Source organism: Enterobacter sp. 301B (assembly GCF_003850715.1).
In the GTDB taxonomy this organism is placed as follows: Bacteria; Pseudomonadota; Gammaproteobacteria; order Enterobacterales; family Enterobacteriaceae; genus Enterobacter; species Enterobacter intestinihominis.
In genome coordinates, this window is record NZ_PQTC01000008.1 from 180,661 (window position 1) to 200,605 (window position 19,945).

Genomic DNA, 19,945 nt, shown 5'->3' on the forward strand with positions numbered 1-19,945 from the left:
GGCGGCGGGGCAACAGGCAGAAGCTACTCTGCGGCGTAATTATAACACCCTCATAAAAAATATGCGGAAAACATTTAGGCATTGGGCATAAAGAGCATTCTGGGAACCCAAAAATCGCGCGGAAGAGTCTCCTGTCGGCACTGTTCAAGGTGTTCGATATAGCGTCGGCGGGAAATTTCAACCGCGCCGAGCGAGGCGGTGTGCTCATTCAGCACCTGACAATCCATCAGTTGTCCGCCGCGTTGGGCAAATTCCTGGCTAAAAACCAGCAGCGCGGTTTTCGACGCATTCGTGGCGCGGGAGAACATCGACTCGCCGCAGAAAAGCGTGCCCTGCGCCACCCCGTACATTCCCCCAACGAGGTCATCATCTTTCCATACTTCGATGGAGTGCGCGTAGCCCAGCTCATGAAGCTGGTGGTAGGCGATAATGATATCGCGGGTTATCCAGGTGCCTTCATGACGATCTTCAGCGCAGCCTTCGATTACCTGCCCGAAGGCGTGATTGAGCGTGACGCGATAGGGCGAATTTGCGTGAAAACGTTTCATGCTGCGGCTCAGGTGAAACTGCCCGGGCCACAGCACGGCTCGCGGGTCCGGAGACCACCATAAAATCGGGTCGCCGGGAGAAAACCACGGGAAGATGCCGCGCTGGTAAGCCATTAAGAGACGCGCCGGGCTGAGATCGCCGCCCAAAGCCAGCAATCCGTTAGGTTCACGCAGCGCCCCCTCCGGAGAAGGGAACGCAATATTATGGCGAGAAAGCTGCACCAGGCGCATGACAACAGAACTCCAGTACGCGAGAGAGGACGCTACAAATATAGTCTACAGGCGCTGTTTAAACTGGTAGTAGCGACCCTGTTTTGCCAGCAGCTCTGCGTGATTACCTTGCTCAATTATGTGTCCGTTGTCCATCACAATTATTCGATCTAAACTCACCAGCCCGCGCAGGCGGTGAGTGACCATCAGCACGGTTTTGCCTTTCATCACCTTTGTCAGTAAATCAAGAATTTGACTCTCGGTTGTCGCATCCAGACCTTCTGTCGGTTCATCCAGCAACATCAGCGGCGCATCGTGCAGCAAGGCGCGCGCGATGGCCAGACGACGCAGTTCGCCGCCGGAAAGCTGTCGGCCCCCTTCACCCAGCCAGCTGTTCAACCCGTCGTCCTCAAGCAGCTTGTGCAGCCCAACCTGTTCCAGCATCGCCCGCAGCGTATCGTCAGAGGCGTCCGGTGCCGCCAGAAGAAGATTATCGCGCAGCGTAGCGCTGAACAGGTGCACACGCTGGGGCACGACGCTGACGGTTTTACGCAAGGCCGCTTCGCTATAATCAGACAGCGGAAGGTCGTTAAACCGAATCTCGCCCTGCTGCGGGTCCCAGGCGCGCGTGAGGAGTTGCAAAAGCGTCGATTTGCCACATCCCGTACGGCCAAGGATCGCAATGCGCTGCCCGGCATCAACAGAAAGGCTGATATCTTCCAGCGCGTTTTGCGCCTGCTTGTCGTAGGCGAAGGTGACGTTGCTGAGCGTCAGCGCGACCTGCTCCGGCACGATGGTTTGACCCGCGCTGAACTTCACTTCCGGCTCCTGCTCTGCAATATCCGTAATGCGCAGCGCAGAGGCAATCACCTGGCCGAGATGCTGAAAGGCGCCGGTGACCGGGGCTAAGGCTTCGAAGGCTGCCAGGGCACAGAAAACAAACAGCGCAATCAGCGGGCCAGGCTGCGGGTTACCGCCCACGCCACCGGAGGCCATCCAGAGCATGGCGATAACGGCAAACCCACCGATTAACATCATCAGCGCCTGAGAAAACGCGGTCAGTTCAGACTGGCGACGCTGGGCTTCATGCCAGTTCAGTTCCGTATTTTCCATACGGGTGCGATAGCGCTTGCTGGCACCAAAAATGGTGAGCTCGGCCTGACCCTGCAACCAGGAGGTGAGCTGCTGGCGGTATTCCCCGCGCAGACGCGTCAGGTTCTCCCCGGTGGTTTTACCTGCACGATAAAACAGGGGCGGCAGAATAATCAGCGTCATCAGCATGATGCCGCCGAGCGTCAGTGCGATGGGAACATCCAGGAAACTCAACCCCAGCGTGACCACGACAATCACCACAAACGCGCCCACCATGGGCGAGATGACGCGCAGATAGAGGTGATCCAGCGTATCCACATCCGCAACTACGCGGTTGAGTAATTCGCCCTGCCGAAAACGTGCCAGCCCGGCAGGGGAGAGGGGCAGCAATTTGCTGAACGTATAAATACGCAGGTGTTGCAGCACGCGGAAGGTCGCGTCGTGGCTGACCAGGCGTTCGAAGTAGCGCCCGGCAGTTCGCGTAATCGCCGTGCCGCGCACCCCGGCGGCAGGCAGCATGTAGTTAAAGCTGTATAGCCCGGCAAAGCCTGCGGCCGCAGATGCGGAGAGGAACCAGCCAGAAAGCGTAAGCAGGCCGATGCTGGCGAGCAGAGTGATAATCGCCAGTACGATCCCGAGCGTCAGCATCCATTTGTGGCGTTTATACAAAGCAAGATAGGGAAGCAGGGCGCGCATCAGATATCCTCCTGACGGTTCGCCAGCAGGGTCGCAAAGGGCCCCTGCGCGGCAACAAGCGCGGCGTAATCGCCTTGCTCAACAATGTGTCCGTTTTCCATCACCCAGATCTGATCCCAGTCGGTAATACCTTCCAGCTGGTGGGTCACCATCAGGGTAGTTTGCTGGCGTGAGGCTGCGTTAAGCGCATCCATCACGCGCTGCTCGCTGTGAGCGTCCAGGCTGGCGGCGGGTTCGTCCAGCAGCATTAACGAACAGGGGTTCAGCAGCGCACGGGCAACCGCGACGCGCTGTGCCTGGCCCACTGACAGCCCGGCAGACTGATCGCCAATGACGGTATCGACACCCTGCGCAAGCAGCGGCAAAAACTCGCTGACCCAGGCGCGGTCGAGGACCGATTGCAGCTCATCGTCACGTGCATCCGGCCTTGCCAGCAGCACATTCTCGCGCAGCGTCGGGGCAGGCAGCTGAGGGTTTTGACCCACCCAGCTTAGCTGTTTACGCCAGGCATCAGGATCGAGCTCGCGCAGCTCCGTTTTGTTGATACGCAGCGATCCGGTGTACGCCATAAAACCTGACAGCGCATTCAACAATGAGCTTTTACCTGAGCCGCTGGTACCCACCAGCACCACACGTTGCCCGGCAGGCAGGGTGAAGTTCAGCGGGCCGGCCAGCACTTTGCCTTCAGGCGACAGAACAGAAAAATCCTGTGCTTCAATGGTCACCGGATCGTTCGTATTCAGCGTCACCTCACCACGCTCCGGATGCGCCAGCGGCGTTTCCATAAAGGTTTTCAGGCTGTCGGCAGCACCCACCGCCTGCGCTTTGGCATGGTAAAAGGTGCCGAGATCGCGAAGCGGCTGGAAAAATTCCGGGGCCAGGATCAGCGCCAGGAACCCGGCGGAAAGCGTGACCGCCGTACCGTAGTGGCCAAAGTCCAGCGCGCCGAGGTAGGAGAAGCCAAAGTAAACCGCCACCAGCGCAATCGACAGGGAGGTAAAGAACTCGAGCACGCCGGAAGAAAGGAAGGCCATGCGCAACACTTCCATGGTGCGCTGACGAAAATCCTGCGACGCCAGGCGAATGTTTTCGGTTTCCGCTTCACCACGACCAAAGATCCGCAGGGTTTCCATTCCGCGCAGACGGTCCAGGAAATGACCGCTCAACCGACCCAGCGCAAGGAAGTTGCGACGGTTAGCATCTGCCGCACCCATGCCGACCATCGCCATAAACAGCGGGATGAGCGGGGCGGTCCCCATCAGGATCAGAGCCGCTACCCAGTTAACAGGGAAGATGGCGATAACAATCATCAGAGGCACAAACACTGCCAGCGCCATCTGTGGAAGATAACGCGCATAGTAATCGTGCATATCGTCGATTTGCTCAAGGATCAGCGTCGCCCAGCTACCGGCCGGTTTGCCCTGGATCCACGCAGGCCCGGCTTCCGAAAGCCGGTCGAGCACTTTGCGGCGGATCTCATAGCGGATGTGCTGGCCGGCATGGAACCCAACCCGTTCTCGCAGCCAGACCACCCACGCACGCAGGACGAAAACCAGCACCAGAACGATAAACGGCAGCAGCAGCGCTTCGCGCGGGATGCTCTCCATGATCATATGATTGAGAATGCGGGCCAGCAGCCATGCCTGGGCAACAATCAACAGACCGCTGATAAATCCCAGAACGCGGGAGATCATAAGCCAGCGGCGGGACAGAACGCTTTGCTGTTTCAGCCAGCGCGTTAACTCTTGTTGACGGGTTTTTTCCATTGCGTACTTTGCAGGTGACGTTATAAGAAATTAGACATCTGCATGTTACACGTGAGCAAAAATAAAGGCGACCAGTGGCCGCCTTTATTTACGTTTGTTACTGACTTGTAAAGATTATTTACCTTGTTCTGCCAGTCCGTCCAGATAGCGTTCTGCGTCCAGCGCGGCCATACAGCCGGTGCCCGCAGAGGTGATCGCCTGACGATAAATATGGTCCATCACGTCGCCAGCCGCGAAGACGCCTGGGATGCTGGTCTGCGTCGCATTGCCGTGAATGCCAGACTGCACTTTGATGTAGCCGTTCTCCAGCTCAAGTTGGCCTTCGAAAATGGCCGTGTTCGGGCTGTGACCGATTGCCACAAACAGGCCTGCCACTTCCAGCGTTTCGACGTTATCGGTGTTCTGGGTATCACGGATACGCAGTCCCGCGACGCCCATCTGATCGCCAGTTACTTCTTCCAGCGTACGGTTGGTATGCAGCACAATGTTACCGCTCGCCACTTTGTCCATCAGACGTTTGATCAGGATCTTCTCCGCGCGGAAGGTGTCGCGACGGTGGATCAGGTGTACTTCTGAGGCAATGTTTGCCAGATACAGCGCTTCTTCCACAGCGGTGTTGCCGCCGCCGATCACCGCAACTTTCTGGTTGCGATAGAAGAAACCGTCGCAGGTCGCACAGGCTGATACGCCGCGCCCTTTGAATGCTTCTTCAGACGGCAAACCGAGATAACGGGCAGAGGCACCGGTAGCGATGATCAGCGCATCGCAGGTGTATTCACCGCTGTCGCCGGTCAGACGGAACGGACGGTTCTGCAAATCCACTTTATTAATGTGGTCGAACAGGATTTCGGTTTCGAATTTAGCAGCATGCTCGTGCATGCGCTCCATCAGCAGCGGCCCGGTCAGGTCGTTCGGGTCGCCCGGCCAGTTTTCCACTTCCGTGGTGGTGGTCAGCTGACCGCCTTTTTCCATCCCGGTAATCAGTACCGGTTGCAGGTTAGCGCGTGCAGCATAGACCGCTGCGGTATATCCCGCAGGTCCAGAACCAAGGATTAGCAGCTTACTGTGTTTGGTCGTGCCCATGAGATCCCCATTGTTGTTGGCAGGCAATGGGCTGGATTGTAGGGAATTTGTTGCCGTAAAAAAAGAGCACGACAGTTTTGCTTCCGATATATGCAATAGTCACGCCCTATGGATCAGACACGGTCATATCACGTCTGCTACTGAAAATCGCGCGTTTATAAGGCAATAAAATGATGATTAATACCCCCCCGTAATGAATATCTGGCATCTTGTACTAAAAATCGATGTTTTGCTTTGACAATCCCCTGCGCTTTTGCGAAAACATTCAAGGAAGAAAAAAAGACGCATGAACTGCATGTCGAATAGACATGCACGTAAATGCCATTTTTACCGGGTCAGTGAAATCTACGCATGGTGTGGACAGACGCCATACGTGATGTCTGTGACTGCTTTCGGGCAACGGTCTTCTTACCGCAGAACCCGAATCCACATCGCATCTAATACATAACCAGGCGATGTGATGAATAACGGGTGCAGGCTCTGAACAGTGATGTGCACAGGGTCCAGGCAGGAGTAGGGAAGGAATACAGAGAGACAATAATAATGGTAGATAGCAAGAAGCGCCCTGGCAAAGATCTCGACCGTATCGATCGTAACATTCTTAATGAATTGCAAAAGGATGGGCGTATTTCCAACGTCGAGCTTTCAAAACGTGTGGGACTTTCCCCGACGCCGTGCCTTGAGCGTGTGCGTCGACTGGAAAGACAGGGTTTTATCCAGGGCTATACGGCTCTGCTAAACCCGCATTATCTGGATGCCTCACTTCTGGTATTTGTTGAGATTACTCTGAATCGTGGTGCGCCGGATGTGTTTGAGCAATTTAACGCCGCTGTACAAAAACTTGAAGAAATTCAAGAGTGTCATCTGGTTTCCGGTGATTTTGACTACCTGTTAAAAACCCGTGTGCCTGATATGTCCGCCTACCGTAAGCTGCTGGGTGAAACCCTGCTGCGTCTGCCAGGCGTGAACGACACCCGTACTTATGTGGTGATGGAAGAGGTCAAACAGAGCAATCGTCTGGTTATTAAGACGCGCTAACACGGAACAGGTGCAAAATCAGTGTAGTTTGATTACACTCCTGTTAATCCATACAGCAACAGTGCCGGGGAGTCCCGGCGCTGTTGTCCGTTTTAGCACACAGGCAGGCCATGCCTGATACCTGGAGAGCCTTTCTTGAGCCAGGAATACACTGAAGACAAAGAAGTCACATTATCTAAGCTAAGCAGCGGACGTCGTCTCCTCGAGGCGTTACTGATTGTTATTGCCCTTTTTGCCGTCTGGCTGATGGCCGCCTTACTCAGTTTCAACCCCTCAGATCCCAGCTGGTCGCAAACCGCATGGCATGAGCCTATTCATAACTTAGGTGGCGTTCCCGGTGCCTGGCTTGCGGACACGCTCTTTTTCATTTTCGGAGTGATGGCTTATACCCTTCCCGTCATCATTATTGGCGGATGCTGGTTTGCCTGGCGTCATCGACAGAACGACGACTACATCGATTATTTTGCCGTTTCGCTGCGCCTGATTGGCGCCCTGGCGCTGATCCTCACCTCCTGTGGGCTGGCGGCGATCAACGCTGATGATATCTGGTACTTCGCCTCCGGCGGGGTGATCGGCAGCCTGTTGAGCTCCGCGCTGCAACCGATGCTTCATAGCAGCGGCGGCACGCTGGCGCTGCTCTGTATCTGGGCGGCGGGCCTGACGCTGTTTACCGGCTGGTCCTGGGTGAGCATTGCTGAGAAGATCGGCAGCTTTATTCTGACGCTGCTGACGTTCGCCAGCAACCGTACCCGTCGTGACGATACGTGGGTCGATGAAGACGAGTATGAAGATGAGTACGAAGAGGAAGACGAGGCGCCTGTACAGCGGCGTGAATCTCGCCGCGCGCGTATTCTGCGCGGTGCTCTGGCGCGCCGCCAGCGCGTCGCTGAAAAATTTGCTAACCCGTTAGGCCGTAAAACGGATGCCGCGCTGTTCTCCGGCAAACGTATGGATGAAGACGAGCAGATTGAGTATCGCGGTGCGGCCGTCGACCCTGATGACGTACTGTTCTCTGGCCATCGAGCCACGCCGGGAGAGTATGACGAATATGATCCGCTGCTGAATGGCCACTCCGTGACTGAACCGGTAGCCGCTGCTGCTGCCGCAACGACGGCTGCGCAGGCCCATGTTGCGCCTGTTGAAGCCGTGATGCCGTCCTCGCCTGTTCCGGCACCGGAGTCCGCGATCCAGCAACCGCAGGTAGACTGGCAGACTGCGCCAGGCGTCCATACGCCTGAACCGACCATTGCGCCTGAGCCTGAAAGTTATATTCCTGTGCAGCAGGAACAGTGGCAGCAACCGTATCAGCCGCCTGAACCTGCCAGCGTGCCGCAACAACCGTATCAGGCTTATACGCCCGAACCCGCTGTACCTGAACAGCCATACGTTGCACCGGTGTCTGAACCCGAAGTGGTGGAGGAAGCGAAGCCATCCCGTCCGCCATTATACTATTTTGAAGAAGTGGAAGAGCGCCGCGCCCGTGAGCGCGAGCAGCTTGCCGCCTGGTATCAGCCCGTGCCCGAGCCGGTGCAGGAGCCTGTTGCAAAAGCGCCTTCGGTCAGCGTTCCACCTGTAGAACCTACGCCAGCCGTTGCGTCGGGTGCAGAAGCCGTGAAGCAGGCAACGGCAGCCGCTGCCGCGTCCGCTCCGCTATTCAGCCCGGCAACCGACAGCGCCCCGCGTCCTCAGGTGAAAGAGGGCATTGGTCCACAGCTGCCGCGCCCTAACCGCGTGCGCGTACCGACTCGCCGGGAGCTGGCCTCTTATGGCATTAAACTGCCTTCCCAGCGTATGGCGGAAGAAAAAGCCCGTGAGTCCGACTACGAAGATGATGCCGACGAACTACATCAGGATGAGCTGGCGCGTCAGTTTGCTGCCCAGCAGAATCAGCGTTACGGCGAAGAGTATCAGCATGACGTGCCTTCACAGCAGGACGAGGATGATGCGGCCGAAGCGGAGCTGGCGCGCCAGTTTGCAGCAACGCAGCAGCAGCGTTATTCCGGTGAGCAACCTTCGGGGGCAAACCCGTTCTCGCTGTCGGATTTCGAATTCTCACCAATGAAAGATCTGGTGGATGATGGCCCAAGCGAACCGCTGTTCACGCCGAGCGTAATGCCGGAAGCGGAGCCGGTGCGTCAGCCGCCTGCACCACAGGCTTACGGGCAGCCGCAACAGCCGGCGCCGCAGGCGTATGCGCAGCCGCAGACACCTTCTCAACCGCCTCAGCCACAGTTCCAGCAGCCAGCACCACAGCCGCAGGAGAGCCTGATTCACCCGCTGCTGATGCGTAACGGAGACAGCCGACCGCTGCAACGACCAAGTACGCCGCTGCCGTCGCTGGATCTGTTAACGCCACCGCCAGCGGAAGTCGAGCCGGTGGATACCTTTGCCCTTGAGCAGATGGCCCGTCTGGTGGAAGCGCGTCTGGCTGACTTCCGCATTAAAGCGGACGTGGTGAACTACTCACCGGGCCCGGTGATCACCCGTTTCGAACTGAACCTGGCACCGGGCGTAAAAGCGGCGCGTATTTCTAACCTCTCCCGCGACCTGGCGCGTTCTCTGTCCACCGTGGCGGTACGCGTGGTGGAAGTGATCCCAGGCAAGCCTTACGTTGGCCTTGAGCTGCCAAACAAGAAACGCCAGACCGTTTATCTGCGTGAAGTTCTGGATAACACCAAATTCCGCGACAACCCGTCCCCGCTGACCGTGGTGCTGGGTAAAGATATCGCCGGCGATCCGGTGGTTGCCGATCTCGCGAAGATGCCGCACCTGCTGGTTGCGGGTACAACAGGCTCGGGTAAATCGGTCGGGGTGAACGCCATGATCCTCAGTATGCTCTACAAAGCGCAGCCTGAAGACGTGCGTTTCATCATGATCGACCCAAAAATGCTCGAACTGTCCGTCTACGAAGGCATTCCGCATCTGTTAACGGAAGTGGTTACCGACATGAAGGACGCCGCCAACGCATTACGCTGGAGCGTCAATGAAATGGAGCGTCGCTACAAGCTGATGTCGGCGCTGGGCGTGCGTAACCTGGCCGGTTATAACGAGAAAATCGCCGAGGCGGCGCGTATGGGCCGTCCGATTCCGGACCCATACTGGAAGCCGGGTGACAGCATGGATGCCCAGCATCCGGTGCTGGAAAAACTGCCTTACATCGTGGTGCTGGTGGATGAATTTGCCGACCTGATGATGACCGTTGGCAAGAAAGTGGAAGAGCTGATTGCGCGTCTGGCACAGAAAGCGCGTGCGGCGGGCATCCACCTGGTACTGGCAACGCAGCGTCCGTCCGTGGATGTAATCACCGGTCTTATTAAGGCAAACATCCCGACCCGTATCGCGTTTACCGTGTCGAGTAAAATTGACTCCCGTACTATCCTTGACCAGGGCGGAGCAGAGTCGCTGCTGGGGATGGGTGATATGCTCTATTCCGGGCCGAACTCCACCTCGCCGGTGCGTGTTCACGGTGCGTTTGTTCGCGACCAGGAAGTGCACGCGGTTGTGCAGGACTGGAAAGCGCGCGGGCGACCGCAATATGTTGACGGCATCACCTCTGACAGCGAAAACGAAGGTGGCGGCGGTGGTTTTGACGGCGGCGAAGAGCTGGATCCGTTATTCGACCAGGCGGTTAATTTCGTCACCGAAAAACGCAAAGCGTCCATCTCCGGCGTGCAGCGCCAGTTCCGTATCGGTTACAACCGCGCGGCGCGTATCATTGAGCAGATGGAAGCCCAGGGCATCGTGAGCGAACAGGGGCACAACGGTAACCGTGAGGTGCTGGCGCCACCGCCTTTTGAGTAATCTTCAGCGATTGCAAAGAAGGGTAAATCAGCAAAAATTAAGCATATTCTTCTGTCGCCTGCCTTCGGGCAGGTACAGAATAGAAACGGAACCCCCATATCGGGAAGACGTATTTTAAGGAATAACAATGAAAAAAATCGCCATCGCCTGTGCATTACTCTCCAGTTTTGTTGCCAGCAGCGTCTGGGCTGATGCAGCCAGCGACCTTAAAAGCCGACTGGATAAAGTGAGCAGTTTCCACGCCAGCTTCACGCAAAAAGTGACTGACGGCAGCGGCAACGCGGTGCAGGAAGGCCAGGGAGATTTGTGGGTGAAACGCCCAAATCTGTTCAACTGGCACATGACCCAGCCGGATGAAAGCGTTCTGGTGTCTGACGGTAAAACCCTGTGGTTCTACAATCCGTTTGTTGAGCAGGCGACCGCCACCTGGCTAAAAGACGCGACCAGCAATACGCCGTTTATGCTCATTGCCCGTAACCAGTCCAGCGACTGGCAGCAGTACAACATCAAACAAAACGGTGATGAGTTCGTCCTTACGCCAAAAGGCAGCAACGGTAATCTGAAGCAGTTCACCATTAACGTGAGCAGCAACGGTACCATCAATCAGTTCGGCGCGGTTGAGCAGGACGATCAGCGCAGCAGCTATCAGTTGAAGTCTCAGCAAAACGGCGCCATTGATGCATCGAAATTCACCTTTACCCCGCCGCAGGGCGTAACGGTGGACGACCAACGCAATAAGTAAGAGGCATGAGTGAGCAACCTGTCGCTCGATTTTTCAGATAATGCGTTTCAACCTCTGGCCGCCCGTATGCGGCCAGAAAATTTAGCGCAGTACATCGGTCAGCAACATCTGCTGGCTGCGGGGAAACCCTTGCCGCGCGCTATTGAGGCGGGGCATCTGCACTCCATGATCCTCTGGGGGCCACCCGGCACCGGAAAAACCACGCTCGCTGAAGTGATTGCCCGCTATGCCAACGCGGACGTTGAGCGCATCTCGGCGGTCACGTCGGGGGTGAAAGAGATCCGCGAGGCGATCGAGCGGGCGCGACAAAACCGCAATGCCGGACGTCGCACCATTCTGTTTGTCGACGAAGTTCACCGCTTCAACAAGAGCCAGCAGGACGCCTTTCTGCCGCACATTGAAGACGGTACGATTTTCTTTATCGGCGCCACCACGGAAAACCCGTCGTTTGAACTGAACTCTGCGCTGCTCTCCCGGGCGCGCGTGTATCTGCTTAAATCGCTGACCACGGAAGATATCGAAAAAGTTCTGACGCAGGCGATGGAGGACAACGCGCGTGGTTACGGCGGGCAGGATATCGTTCTGCCGGACGAGACGCGTCTTGCTATCGCCGAACTGGTTAACGGTGATGCCCGTCGTGCGTTGAACACGCTCGAAATGATGGCCGATATGGCCGAAGTGGACGATGCGGGCAAGCGCGTATTAAAGCCTGAACTGCTCACCGAAATTGCCGGTGAGCGTAGCGCGCGCTTCGATAATAAAGGCGATCGTTTTTACGACCTCATCTCTGCTTTACATAAGTCCGTGCGCGGCAGCGCTCCGGATGCGGCGCTCTACTGGTATTCGCGTATCATCACCGCCGGTGGCGATCCGTTATATGTCGCGCGTCGCTGCCTGGCGATTGCGTCAGAAGATGTCGGTAATGCCGATCCACGCGCCATGCAGGTCGCTATTTCCGCCTGGGACTGCTTTACCCGCGTCGGGCCTGCGGAGGGCGAGCGTGCCATTGCGCAGGCAATTGTCTATCTGGCTTGCGCACCGAAAAGTAACGCGGTGTATACCGCCTTCAAAGCGGCGATGTCGGATGCACGTGAACGTCCGGACTACGATGTGCCGGTTCATCTGCGCAATGCGCCTACCAAATTGATGAAAGAGATGGGTTACGGGCAGGAGTATCGCTACGCCCATGACGAACCCAACGCCTACGCCGCCGGGGAAGAGTATTTCCCGCAGGAGATGGCACAAACCCGCTATTATCACCCCACAAACAGAGGTCTTGAGGGTAAGATTGGCGAAAAGCTCGCCTGGCTTGCCGGACAGGATCAAAATAGCCCTATAAAACGCTACCGTTAGTTCAATCGTTGCGGTAATGTTGGCAATATATCTCTGTGGCCGCAGGCTGTGGTCACTTTTTCCTCTTTTAATTCGATAAGCACAGGATAAGCATGCTCGATCCCAATCTGCTGCGTAATGAGCCAGACGCAGTCGCTGAAAAACTGGCACGCCGGGGCTTTAAGCTGGATGTAGATAAGCTGCGCGCTCTTGAAGAGCGTCGTAAAGTTTTGCAGGTACAAACAGAAAATCTGCAGGCAGAGCGTAATTCTCGATCGAAATCCATTGGCCAGGCGAAAGCGCGCGGGGAAGATATTGAGCCATTACGCCTGGAAGTGAACAAACTGGGTGAAGAGCTGGATCAGGCGAAAGCTGAACTGGACGTTCTTCAGGCTGAAATTCGTGATATCGCTCTGGCGATCCCGAACATTCCTGACGACAGCGTCCCTGTCGGCAAAGACGAAAACGACAACGTTGAAGTGAAACGCTGGGGTACGCCTCGCGAGTTTGACTTCGAGGTGCGCGATCACGTGACGCTGGGCGAAATGCACGCGGGCCTGGACTTTGCGGCTGCGGTTAAGCTGACCGGTTCTCGCTTCGTGGTAATGAAAGGTCAGATTGCTCACCTGCACCGCGCGCTGGCGCAGTTTATGCTGGATCTGCACACCGAGCAGCATGGCTACAGCGAAACCTACGTTCCGTATCTGGTTAACCACGATACGCTGTACGGTACAGGCCAGCTGCCGAAATTTGCCGGCGATCTGTTCCATACCCGTCCGCTGGACGAAGAAGCTGACAGCAGCAACTACGCGCTGATCCCAACCGCGGAAGTGCCGCTGACCAACCTCGTGCGTGATGAGATCATCGACGAAGACGATCTGCCAATCAAACTGACTGCGCACTCTCCATGTTTCCGTTCTGAAGCCGGTTCTTACGGTCGTGATACGCGCGGTCTGATCCGTATGCACCAGTTCGATAAAGTTGAGATGGTGCAGATCGTTCGTCCGGAAGAGTCTATGGACGCGCTGGAAGAGATGACAGGTCACGCAGAGAAAGTGCTGGAGCTGCTGGGGCTGCCATACCGCCGTATGGCGCTGTGCACCGGTGACATGGGCTTCGGCGCCTGCAAAACCTTCGACCTCGAAGTCTGGGTGCCTGCGCAAAACACCTACCGTGAAATCTCCTCTTGCTCTAACGTCTGGGATTTCCAGGCGCGTCGTATGCAGGCGCGTTGCCGCAGCAAGTCCGACAAGAAGACCCGTCTGGTTCATACCCTGAACGGTTCTGGTCTGGCGGTTGGCCGTACGCTGGTTGCCGTGCTGGAGAACTACCAGCAGGCAGATGGTCGTATTGAGATCCCTGAGGTGCTGCGTCCTTACATGAAAGGCCAGCAGTTCATCGGCTAATATTTTGCTGCAAAACAAAAAAGCGCCTCAGGGCGCTTTTTTTATATCTTTGATTTGATACGACGCAATATTCCCTCCCTCTAAAGTAGTAATACTCCTCCGAACGAAAGTTAGCATAAAACACCTGTAACGAAGGAATTCGTTATATATAAAACTACATAGCGGTATGCGCCGCCTCTCTTTTCTTTGTGAGCAACCAAAGTGAGTCTTTATGAAAATCAAAGCGCCTGAAGCGTTAATGGCTGCCGAGGTCACTCGCCGTGGGTTGATGAAAACCACGGCAATAGGTGGTCTGGCGGTTGCCAGCAGCGCCTTTACGCTTCCTTTTACCCGTCTGGCGTCGGCGGCGGAGGCTCTGTCTCCCGCTTCAGCCCCGGAAAAAGTGGTGTGGAGTGCCTGTACCGTTAACTGTGGTAGCCGTTGTCCCCTGCGTATGCATGTTGTGGACGGTGAAATCAAATACGTTGAAACCGACAATACCGGCGATGATAACTACGAAGGGTTACACCAGGTTCGTGCCTGTCTGCGTGGCCGCTCAATGCGCCGTCGCGTTTATAACCCGGATCGTCTGAAATATCCGATGAAGCGTGTCGGTAAGCGTGGGGAAGGGAAGTTCGAGCGCATTAGCTGGGACGAAGCCTACGATATTATCGCGACCAACATGCAGCGCCTGATCAAAGAATACGGCAACGAATCCATCTACCTGAACTATGGCACCGGGACGCTGGGCGGCACCATGACCCGCTCCTGGCCGCCGGGTAAAACGCTGGTAGCGCGCCTGATGAACTGCTGCGGCGGCTATCTCAACCATTATGGCGACTACTCTTCCGCACAGATTGCCGCGGGCCTGAACTACACCTATGGCGGCTGGGCAGACGGTAACAGCCCGTCGGATATAGAAAACAGCAAGCTGGTGGTATTGTTCGGCAACAACCCGGGCGAAACGCGTATGAGCGGCGGTGGGGTAACCTATTATCTTGAGCAGGCGCGCGCCAAATCCAACGCACGTATGATCATCGTCGATCCGCGCTACACCGATACCGGCGCGGGGCGAGAAGACGAGTGGATCCCTATCCGCCCTGGTACCGATGCGGCGCTGGTCAATGCGCTGGCGTATGTGATGATCACTGAAAACCTCGTCGATCAGCCGTTCCTTGATAAATACTGCGTCGGCTATGACGAGAAGACGCTGCCAGCCAGCGCACCGGCTAACGGGCATTACAAAGCGTATATTCTTGGTCAGGGCAGCGACGGGGTAGCGAAAACCCCTGAGTGGGCATCCACCATCACCGGCATTCCAGTCGAACGTATTGTTCAGCTGGCCCGTGAAATTGGTTCAGCAAAACCGGCTTATATCAGCCAGGGCTGGGGACCGCAGCGTCACGCGAACGGCGAAATTGCCACCCGCGCTATTTCTATGCTCTCGATTCTGACTGGCAACGTCGGCATTCACGGCGGTAATAGCGGGGCGCGTGAAGGCTCGTATGAAGTACCGTTTGAACGTATGCCAACGCTGGATAACCCGGTTCAGACCAGCATCTCCATGTTTATGTGGACGGACGCGATCGAGCGCGGCCCGGAAATGACCGCGCTACGCGACGGTGTTCGGGGCAAAGATAAGCTGGATGTGCCAATCAAAATGATCTGGAACTATGCCGGTAACTGCCTGATCAACCAGCACTCAGAGATCAACCGCACCCACGAAATCTTGCAGGACGACAAGAAGTGCGAAATGATTGTGGTGATCGACTGCCACATGACCTCATCGGCGAAGTATGCCGATATTCTGCTCCCAGACTGCACCGCCTCTGAGCAGATGGATTTCGCGCTGGACGCCTCCTGCGGCAACATGTCCTATGTGATCTTCACAGACCAGGCCATCAAACCGCGCTTCGAGTGCAAAACTATCTATGAGATGACGTCCGAGCTGGCGAAACGTCTTGGCGTTGAGCAGCAGTTCACAGAGGGGCGTACTCAGGAAGAGTGGATGCGCCATCTGCACGAGCTCTCACGCAAAGCCATTCCAGACCTGCCGGACTTCGATACCTTCCGCAAGCAGGGCATGTACAAGCAGCGCGATCCGGAAGGGCATCACGTGGCGTATAAAGCCTTCCGCGACGATCCGCAGGCCAATCCGCTGACCACGCCGTCGGGCAAAATCGAGATCTACTCCGAAGAGCTGGCAAAAATTGCCGCAACGTGGGAATTGTCGGAAGGGGACGTTATCGATCCGCTGCCGATCTATACGCCTGGCTTCGAAAACTACAACGATCCGCTGACGGAGAAATTCCCACTTCAGTTAACCGGTTTCCACTACAAAGCGCGTGTTCACTCCACCTACGGCAACGTTGACGTTCTGAAAGCGGCCTGCCGACAGGAGATGTGGATCAACCCGATGGATGCGAAAGCGCGCGGCATCAGTAATGGCGATCGCGTACGTATCTTCAACGGACGTGGCGAAGTGCATATCGAAGCTAAAGTGACTCCGCGCATGATGCCTGGCGTTGTCGCGCTGGGGGAAGGGGCCTGGTATAACCCGGATGCGAACCGTATCGATCAGGCGGGCTGCATCAACGTTCTCACTACGCAGCGTCCATCGCCGCTGGCGAAGGGCAACCCATCCCACACAAACCTCGTTCAGGTTGAAAAGGCGTAAGGAGTAACCGATGACAACCCAGTATGGATTTTTTATTGATTCCAGCCGCTGCACCGGGTGTAAAACCTGCGAGCTGGCCTGCAAGGATTACAAAGATCTGACCCCGGACGTCAGCTTCCGTCGTATTTATGAATACGCGGGCGGCGACTGGCAGGAGGATAACGGCGTCTGGCATCAGAACGTCTTCGCCTATTACCTGTCGATTGCCTGCAACCACTGCGAAGATCCGGCCTGCACTAAGGTCTGCCCGAGCGGGGCAATGCACAAGCGCGACGACGGTTTTGTGGTGGTGGACGAGGATGTCTGCATTGGCTGTCGCTACTGCCACATGGCCTGCCCGTACGGCGCGCCGCAGTATAACGCGGCTAAAGGCCACATGACCAAGTGCGACGGCTGCCACAGCCGCGTGGCGGACGGCAAAAAGCCCATCTGCGTCGAGTCCTGCCCGCTGCGCGCGCTGGACTTTGGCCCGGTTGAAGAGCTGCGTAAAAAACACGGTCAGCTTGCTGCGGTCGCGCCGCTGCCGTCTGCGCACTTCACGAAGCCGAGTATTGTGATTAAACCTAACGCCAACAGCCGTCCGACGGGTGATACCACCGGCTACCTGGCAAACCCGAAGGAGGTGTGAGATGGGAAGTGGATGGCATGAATGGCCGCTTATGATCTTCACGGTCTTTGGGCAGTGCGTGGCAGGCGGGTTTATCGTCCTTGCGCTGGCGCTGTTAAAAGGGAACCTCAATGCTGAACAGCAGCAGCGTTTAGTGTTGAGCATGTTTGGCCTGTGGGTGTTGATGGGGATTGGGTTTATCGCCTCTACGCTGCACCTGGGCTCACCGATGCGCGCGTTTAACTCCCTGAACCGCGTAGGTGCCTCTTCGCTGAGTAACGAGATTGCCAGCGGCGCAATCTTCTTTGCAGTTGGCGGGCTGGGGTGGTTACTGGCAGCGCTGAAAAAGCTGCCGTCAGGGTTACGTGCGTTGTGGCTCATCGTCACCATGGTACTGGGCGTTGTCTTCGTCTGGATGATGGTCCGGGTGTACAACACCATCGATACCGTTCCGACCTGGTACAGCGTCTGGACGCCGATGAGCTTCTTCCTGACCATGTTTATTGGCGGGCCGCTGCTGGGTTATCTGCTTCTGCGTGTAGCTGGCATTAATGGTTGGGCGATGCGCCTGCTGCCCGCGGTCTCGCTGCTGGCACTGGTCATCAGTACCGTTGTAGCGCTTATGCAGGGAGCGGAGCTGGCGACGATTCACAGCTCTATCCAACAGGCTTCGGCGCTGGTACCGGATTACGGTTCTCTGATGGCCTGGCGTGTGGTGCTGCTGACGGCGGCGCTGGTGTGCTGGATTGCCCCTCAGCTTAAAGGTTACGCGCCTGCGCTACCGTTGCTGTCACTGGCCTTTGTGCTGGTGCTGGCAGGGGAGTTAATTGGTCGCGGCGTATTTTACGGTCTGCATATGACGGTCGGTATGGCTGTCGCCAGCTAATTTTAGATTTTGTCATAAAAAGCCGGGACATAGTGCCCGGCTTTTCTTTTTTCATTCATGAAATTTTTCGACTGATGTTTCGTTGTAAAAATTCCCGGAAATAAATAAAAACAAATAGATAATTAATATTGGTAGCAGGCTTTGCATTAGCAGGATGAGTTTTTTAAATCGACAAGGCGCATATCGTGCGTGACGCCTGAATCGGTGGATTGACTTTGTTTTTGCCAGTGGCATGATGCGCACGAAATCTGAACTTCCTCACGGTTTTTAATCCATGACCACCTATACCCGCCCGGTGCTTTTGTTGCTCTGTGGCCTGCTTTTGCTGACCCTGGCGATCGCGGTGTTGAACACACTCGTCCCGCTATGGCTCGCCCATGAAAACTTACCAACCTGGCAGGTGGGTATGGTTAGCTCGTCCTTTTTTACGGGCAATCTGCTGGGCACCTTATTAACGGGCAGCCTTATTAAGCGCTTTGGTTTTAACCGCAGCTATTATCTGGCGTCGCTGATCTTTGCCGTCGGATGCGCCGGTTTAGGACTGATGGTCGGCTTCTGGAGCTGGATGGTCTGGCGCTTTATTGCGGGCGTTGGCTGCGCCATGATCTGGGTGGTGGTTGAAAGTGCGCTGATGTGCAGCGGCACGTCCCGTAATCGCGGGCGTCTGCTGGCGGCTTATATGATGGTTTACTACGTCGGTACCGTTCTGGGACAACTGATGGTCAGCAAATTCCCAACCGACCTGATGAGCGTTCTGCCATGGGTAACAGGGATGGTGCTGGCCGCAATTCTGCCGCTGCTCTTTACCCGTATCGTGAACCAGAGCAGTGAGCATCAGGAGGCCACGCACGTTTGGCCGATGCTGAGACTGCGCCATGCGCGCCTGGGGATTAACGGCTGTATTATTTCCGGGATTGTGCTGGGGTCGCTCTATGGCCTGATGCCGCTTTATCTTAACCATCAGGGCGTCAGCGATTCCGGGATCGGTTTCTGGATGGCGGTGATGGTCAGCGCGGGGATTGTCGGCCAGTGGCCGATTGGCCGCCTGGCGGACCGCTTTGGTCGTCTGCTGGTGCTGCGCGTCCAGGTTTTCGTGGTCATCATGGGCTGTCTCGCCATGCTCAGCAACGCCGCGATGGCGCCTGCGCTGTTCATTCTGGGGGCTGCGGGTTTTACGCTCTATCCGGTCGCGATGGCCTGGGCCTGTGAGAAAGTTGAGCATCACCAGCTGGTGGCGATGAACCAGGCATTGTTGCTGAGTTACACCATCGGCAGTTTACTGGGGCCGACTTTTACCGCTATGCTCATGCAAAATTACTCTGATAATCTGCTGTTTATCATGATCGCCAGCGTATCGTTTATTTATCTGTTAATGTTGCTGCGCAAAGCGGGCGAGCACCCAACGCCAGTGGCACATGCCTGATTAAATAAAAGCCTGTCGATGACAGGCTTTTTTGTCCCTGTCACATATAAGACTTTTACTTATTGTGAGTTTTTACTGCCTGGCGATAATTCAAATGAGTTCTACCACTAAAAGGCAGCAATCATGTCTACTCGTCGTTTTTCCACTACCGCACTTGCCGTAGTGTTGGCTTTAACGTTTGCAACGGCTCCGGCCATGGCTAATCCAGGAAACGGGAATGGCGGTGGTCACGGAAACGGTGGCGGACAAGGTAATAGCGGCAATCATGGTAACGGGAACGCTGGTAACCATGGTAATAAGCACAATAACGGCCAGGATAATCCAGGGAAATCGGATAAGAGCTTTAAAAACAGCAACGATGTTGGTCATGATGTTGACGTCCGCGTGAGCTTCGATCATGCCCGCCATCTGGCACTGAATTACGGCTTAACGGGCTACGACTCTCTGCCTCCGGGTATTGCGAAAAACCTGGCGCGCGGTAAGCCACTGCCTCCGGGTATTGCGAAGAAAACCGTGCCAGCCGATATGCTGGGTCAGCTTCCTTCTTATCCGGGCTATGAATGGCGCGTGGTGGGTGACGACCTGGTCTTAATTGCGCTGAGTACCGCGATTGTGACTTCCGTGATTAACGGCGTCTTTAAATAGAATATAAAAAGGCC

General features: G+C 56.1%; 14 protein-coding genes. 10 read left to right on the forward strand and 4 right to left on the reverse strand.

What is annotated here, in order from left to right; all coding sequences use genetic code 11:
* Window positions 1-74: 74 nt before the first annotated feature.
* From aat to trxB, 4 genes are all read right to left on the reverse strand, one after another.
* Entirely contained in the window at window positions 75-779 is a 705-nt protein-coding gene (gene aat, locus C3451_RS11555; RefSeq protein ID WP_023299713.1) for a leucyl/phenylalanyl-tRNA--protein transferase, read from the reverse strand.
* Window positions 780-824: 45 nt separating this feature from the next.
* Entirely contained in the window at window positions 825-2,546 is a 1,722-nt protein-coding gene (gene cydC, locus C3451_RS11560) for a cysteine/glutathione ABC transporter ATP-binding protein/permease CydC (protein ID WP_045623367.1), read from the reverse strand.
* Window positions 2,546-4,312: a cysteine/glutathione ABC transporter permease/ATP-binding protein CydD gene (cydD, locus tag C3451_RS11565; protein WP_045623369.1), complete on the reverse strand. Its 1,767-nt coding sequence runs from the start codon at window positions 4,310-4,312 to the stop codon at window positions 2,546-2,548. The genes cydC and cydD overlap by 1 nt, the downstream gene beginning before the upstream one ends.
* Before the next feature lie 114 nt (window positions 4,313-4,426).
* Window positions 4,427-5,395, reverse strand: coding sequence for a thioredoxin-disulfide reductase (gene trxB, locus C3451_RS11570; protein WP_028012555.1), 969 nt, complete (start codon window positions 5,393-5,395; stop codon window positions 4,427-4,429).
* A gap of 543 nt (window positions 5,396-5,938) precedes the next feature.
* Here trxB and lrp point away from each other — a divergent pair.
* The 10 genes from lrp to C3451_RS11625 all read left to right on the forward strand — a co-directional run bounded on the left by lrp (window position 5,939) and on the right by C3451_RS11625 (window position 19,931).
* Window positions 5,939-6,433: a leucine-responsive transcriptional regulator Lrp gene (lrp, locus tag C3451_RS11575; RefSeq protein ID WP_000228469.1), complete on the forward strand. Its 495-nt coding sequence runs from the start codon at window positions 5,939-5,941 to the stop codon at window positions 6,431-6,433.
* Between the two features lie 135 nt (window positions 6,434-6,568).
* On the forward strand, window positions 6,569-10,234 hold the full coding sequence (locus tag C3451_RS11580; RefSeq protein WP_045623370.1) for a DNA translocase FtsK 4TM domain-containing protein: 3,666 nt from the start codon (window positions 6,569-6,571) through the stop codon (window positions 10,232-10,234).
* A 127-nt stretch (window positions 10,235-10,361) separates the two neighbouring features.
* Complete coding sequence (gene lolA, locus C3451_RS11585; RefSeq protein ID WP_022647618.1) at window positions 10,362-10,976, forward strand: outer membrane lipoprotein chaperone LolA; 615 nt, start codon at window positions 10,362-10,364, stop codon at window positions 10,974-10,976.
* 9 nt (window positions 10,977-10,985) lie between these two features.
* The gene (gene rarA, locus C3451_RS11590) at window positions 10,986-12,329 is read left to right on the forward strand and encodes a replication-associated recombination protein RarA (RefSeq protein WP_045623372.1); all 1,344 of its coding nucleotides are present in this window, start codon (window positions 10,986-10,988) and stop codon (window positions 12,327-12,329) included.
* Window positions 12,330-12,421: 92 nt separating this feature from the next.
* Window positions 12,422-13,714 carry a serine--tRNA ligase gene (gene serS / locus C3451_RS11595; RefSeq protein WP_003858266.1) on the forward strand — a complete coding sequence of 431 codons (1,293 nt, stop codon included), beginning with the start codon at window positions 12,422-12,424 and terminating at the stop codon, window positions 13,712-13,714.
* A 211-nt stretch (window positions 13,715-13,925) separates the two neighbouring features.
* Entirely contained in the window at window positions 13,926-16,370 is a 2,445-nt protein-coding gene (dmsA, locus tag C3451_RS11600; RefSeq protein WP_045623373.1) for a dimethylsulfoxide reductase subunit A, read from the forward strand.
* Window positions 16,371-16,380: 10 nt separating this feature from the next.
* Complete coding sequence (locus tag C3451_RS11605; protein ID WP_063153539.1) at window positions 16,381-16,998, forward strand: DMSO/selenate family reductase complex B subunit; 618 nt, start codon at window positions 16,381-16,383, stop codon at window positions 16,996-16,998.
* A 1-nt stretch (window position 16,999) separates the two neighbouring features.
* A complete protein-coding gene (locus tag C3451_RS11610) occupies window positions 17,000-17,863 on the forward strand; it encodes a dimethyl sulfoxide reductase anchor subunit family protein (protein ID WP_023299719.1) in 864 nt (287 codons plus the stop codon).
* Window positions 17,864-18,137: 274 nt separating this feature from the next.
* The gene (locus C3451_RS11620; RefSeq protein ID WP_023299720.1) at window positions 18,138-19,286 is read left to right on the forward strand and encodes an MFS transporter; all 1,149 of its coding nucleotides are present in this window, start codon (window positions 18,138-18,140) and stop codon (window positions 19,284-19,286) included.
* A 123-nt stretch (window positions 19,287-19,409) separates the two neighbouring features.
* Complete coding sequence (locus C3451_RS11625) at window positions 19,410-19,931, forward strand: anti-virulence regulator CigR family protein (RefSeq protein WP_032624534.1); 522 nt, start codon at window positions 19,410-19,412, stop codon at window positions 19,929-19,931.
* Window positions 19,932-19,945 lie beyond the last annotated feature (14 nt).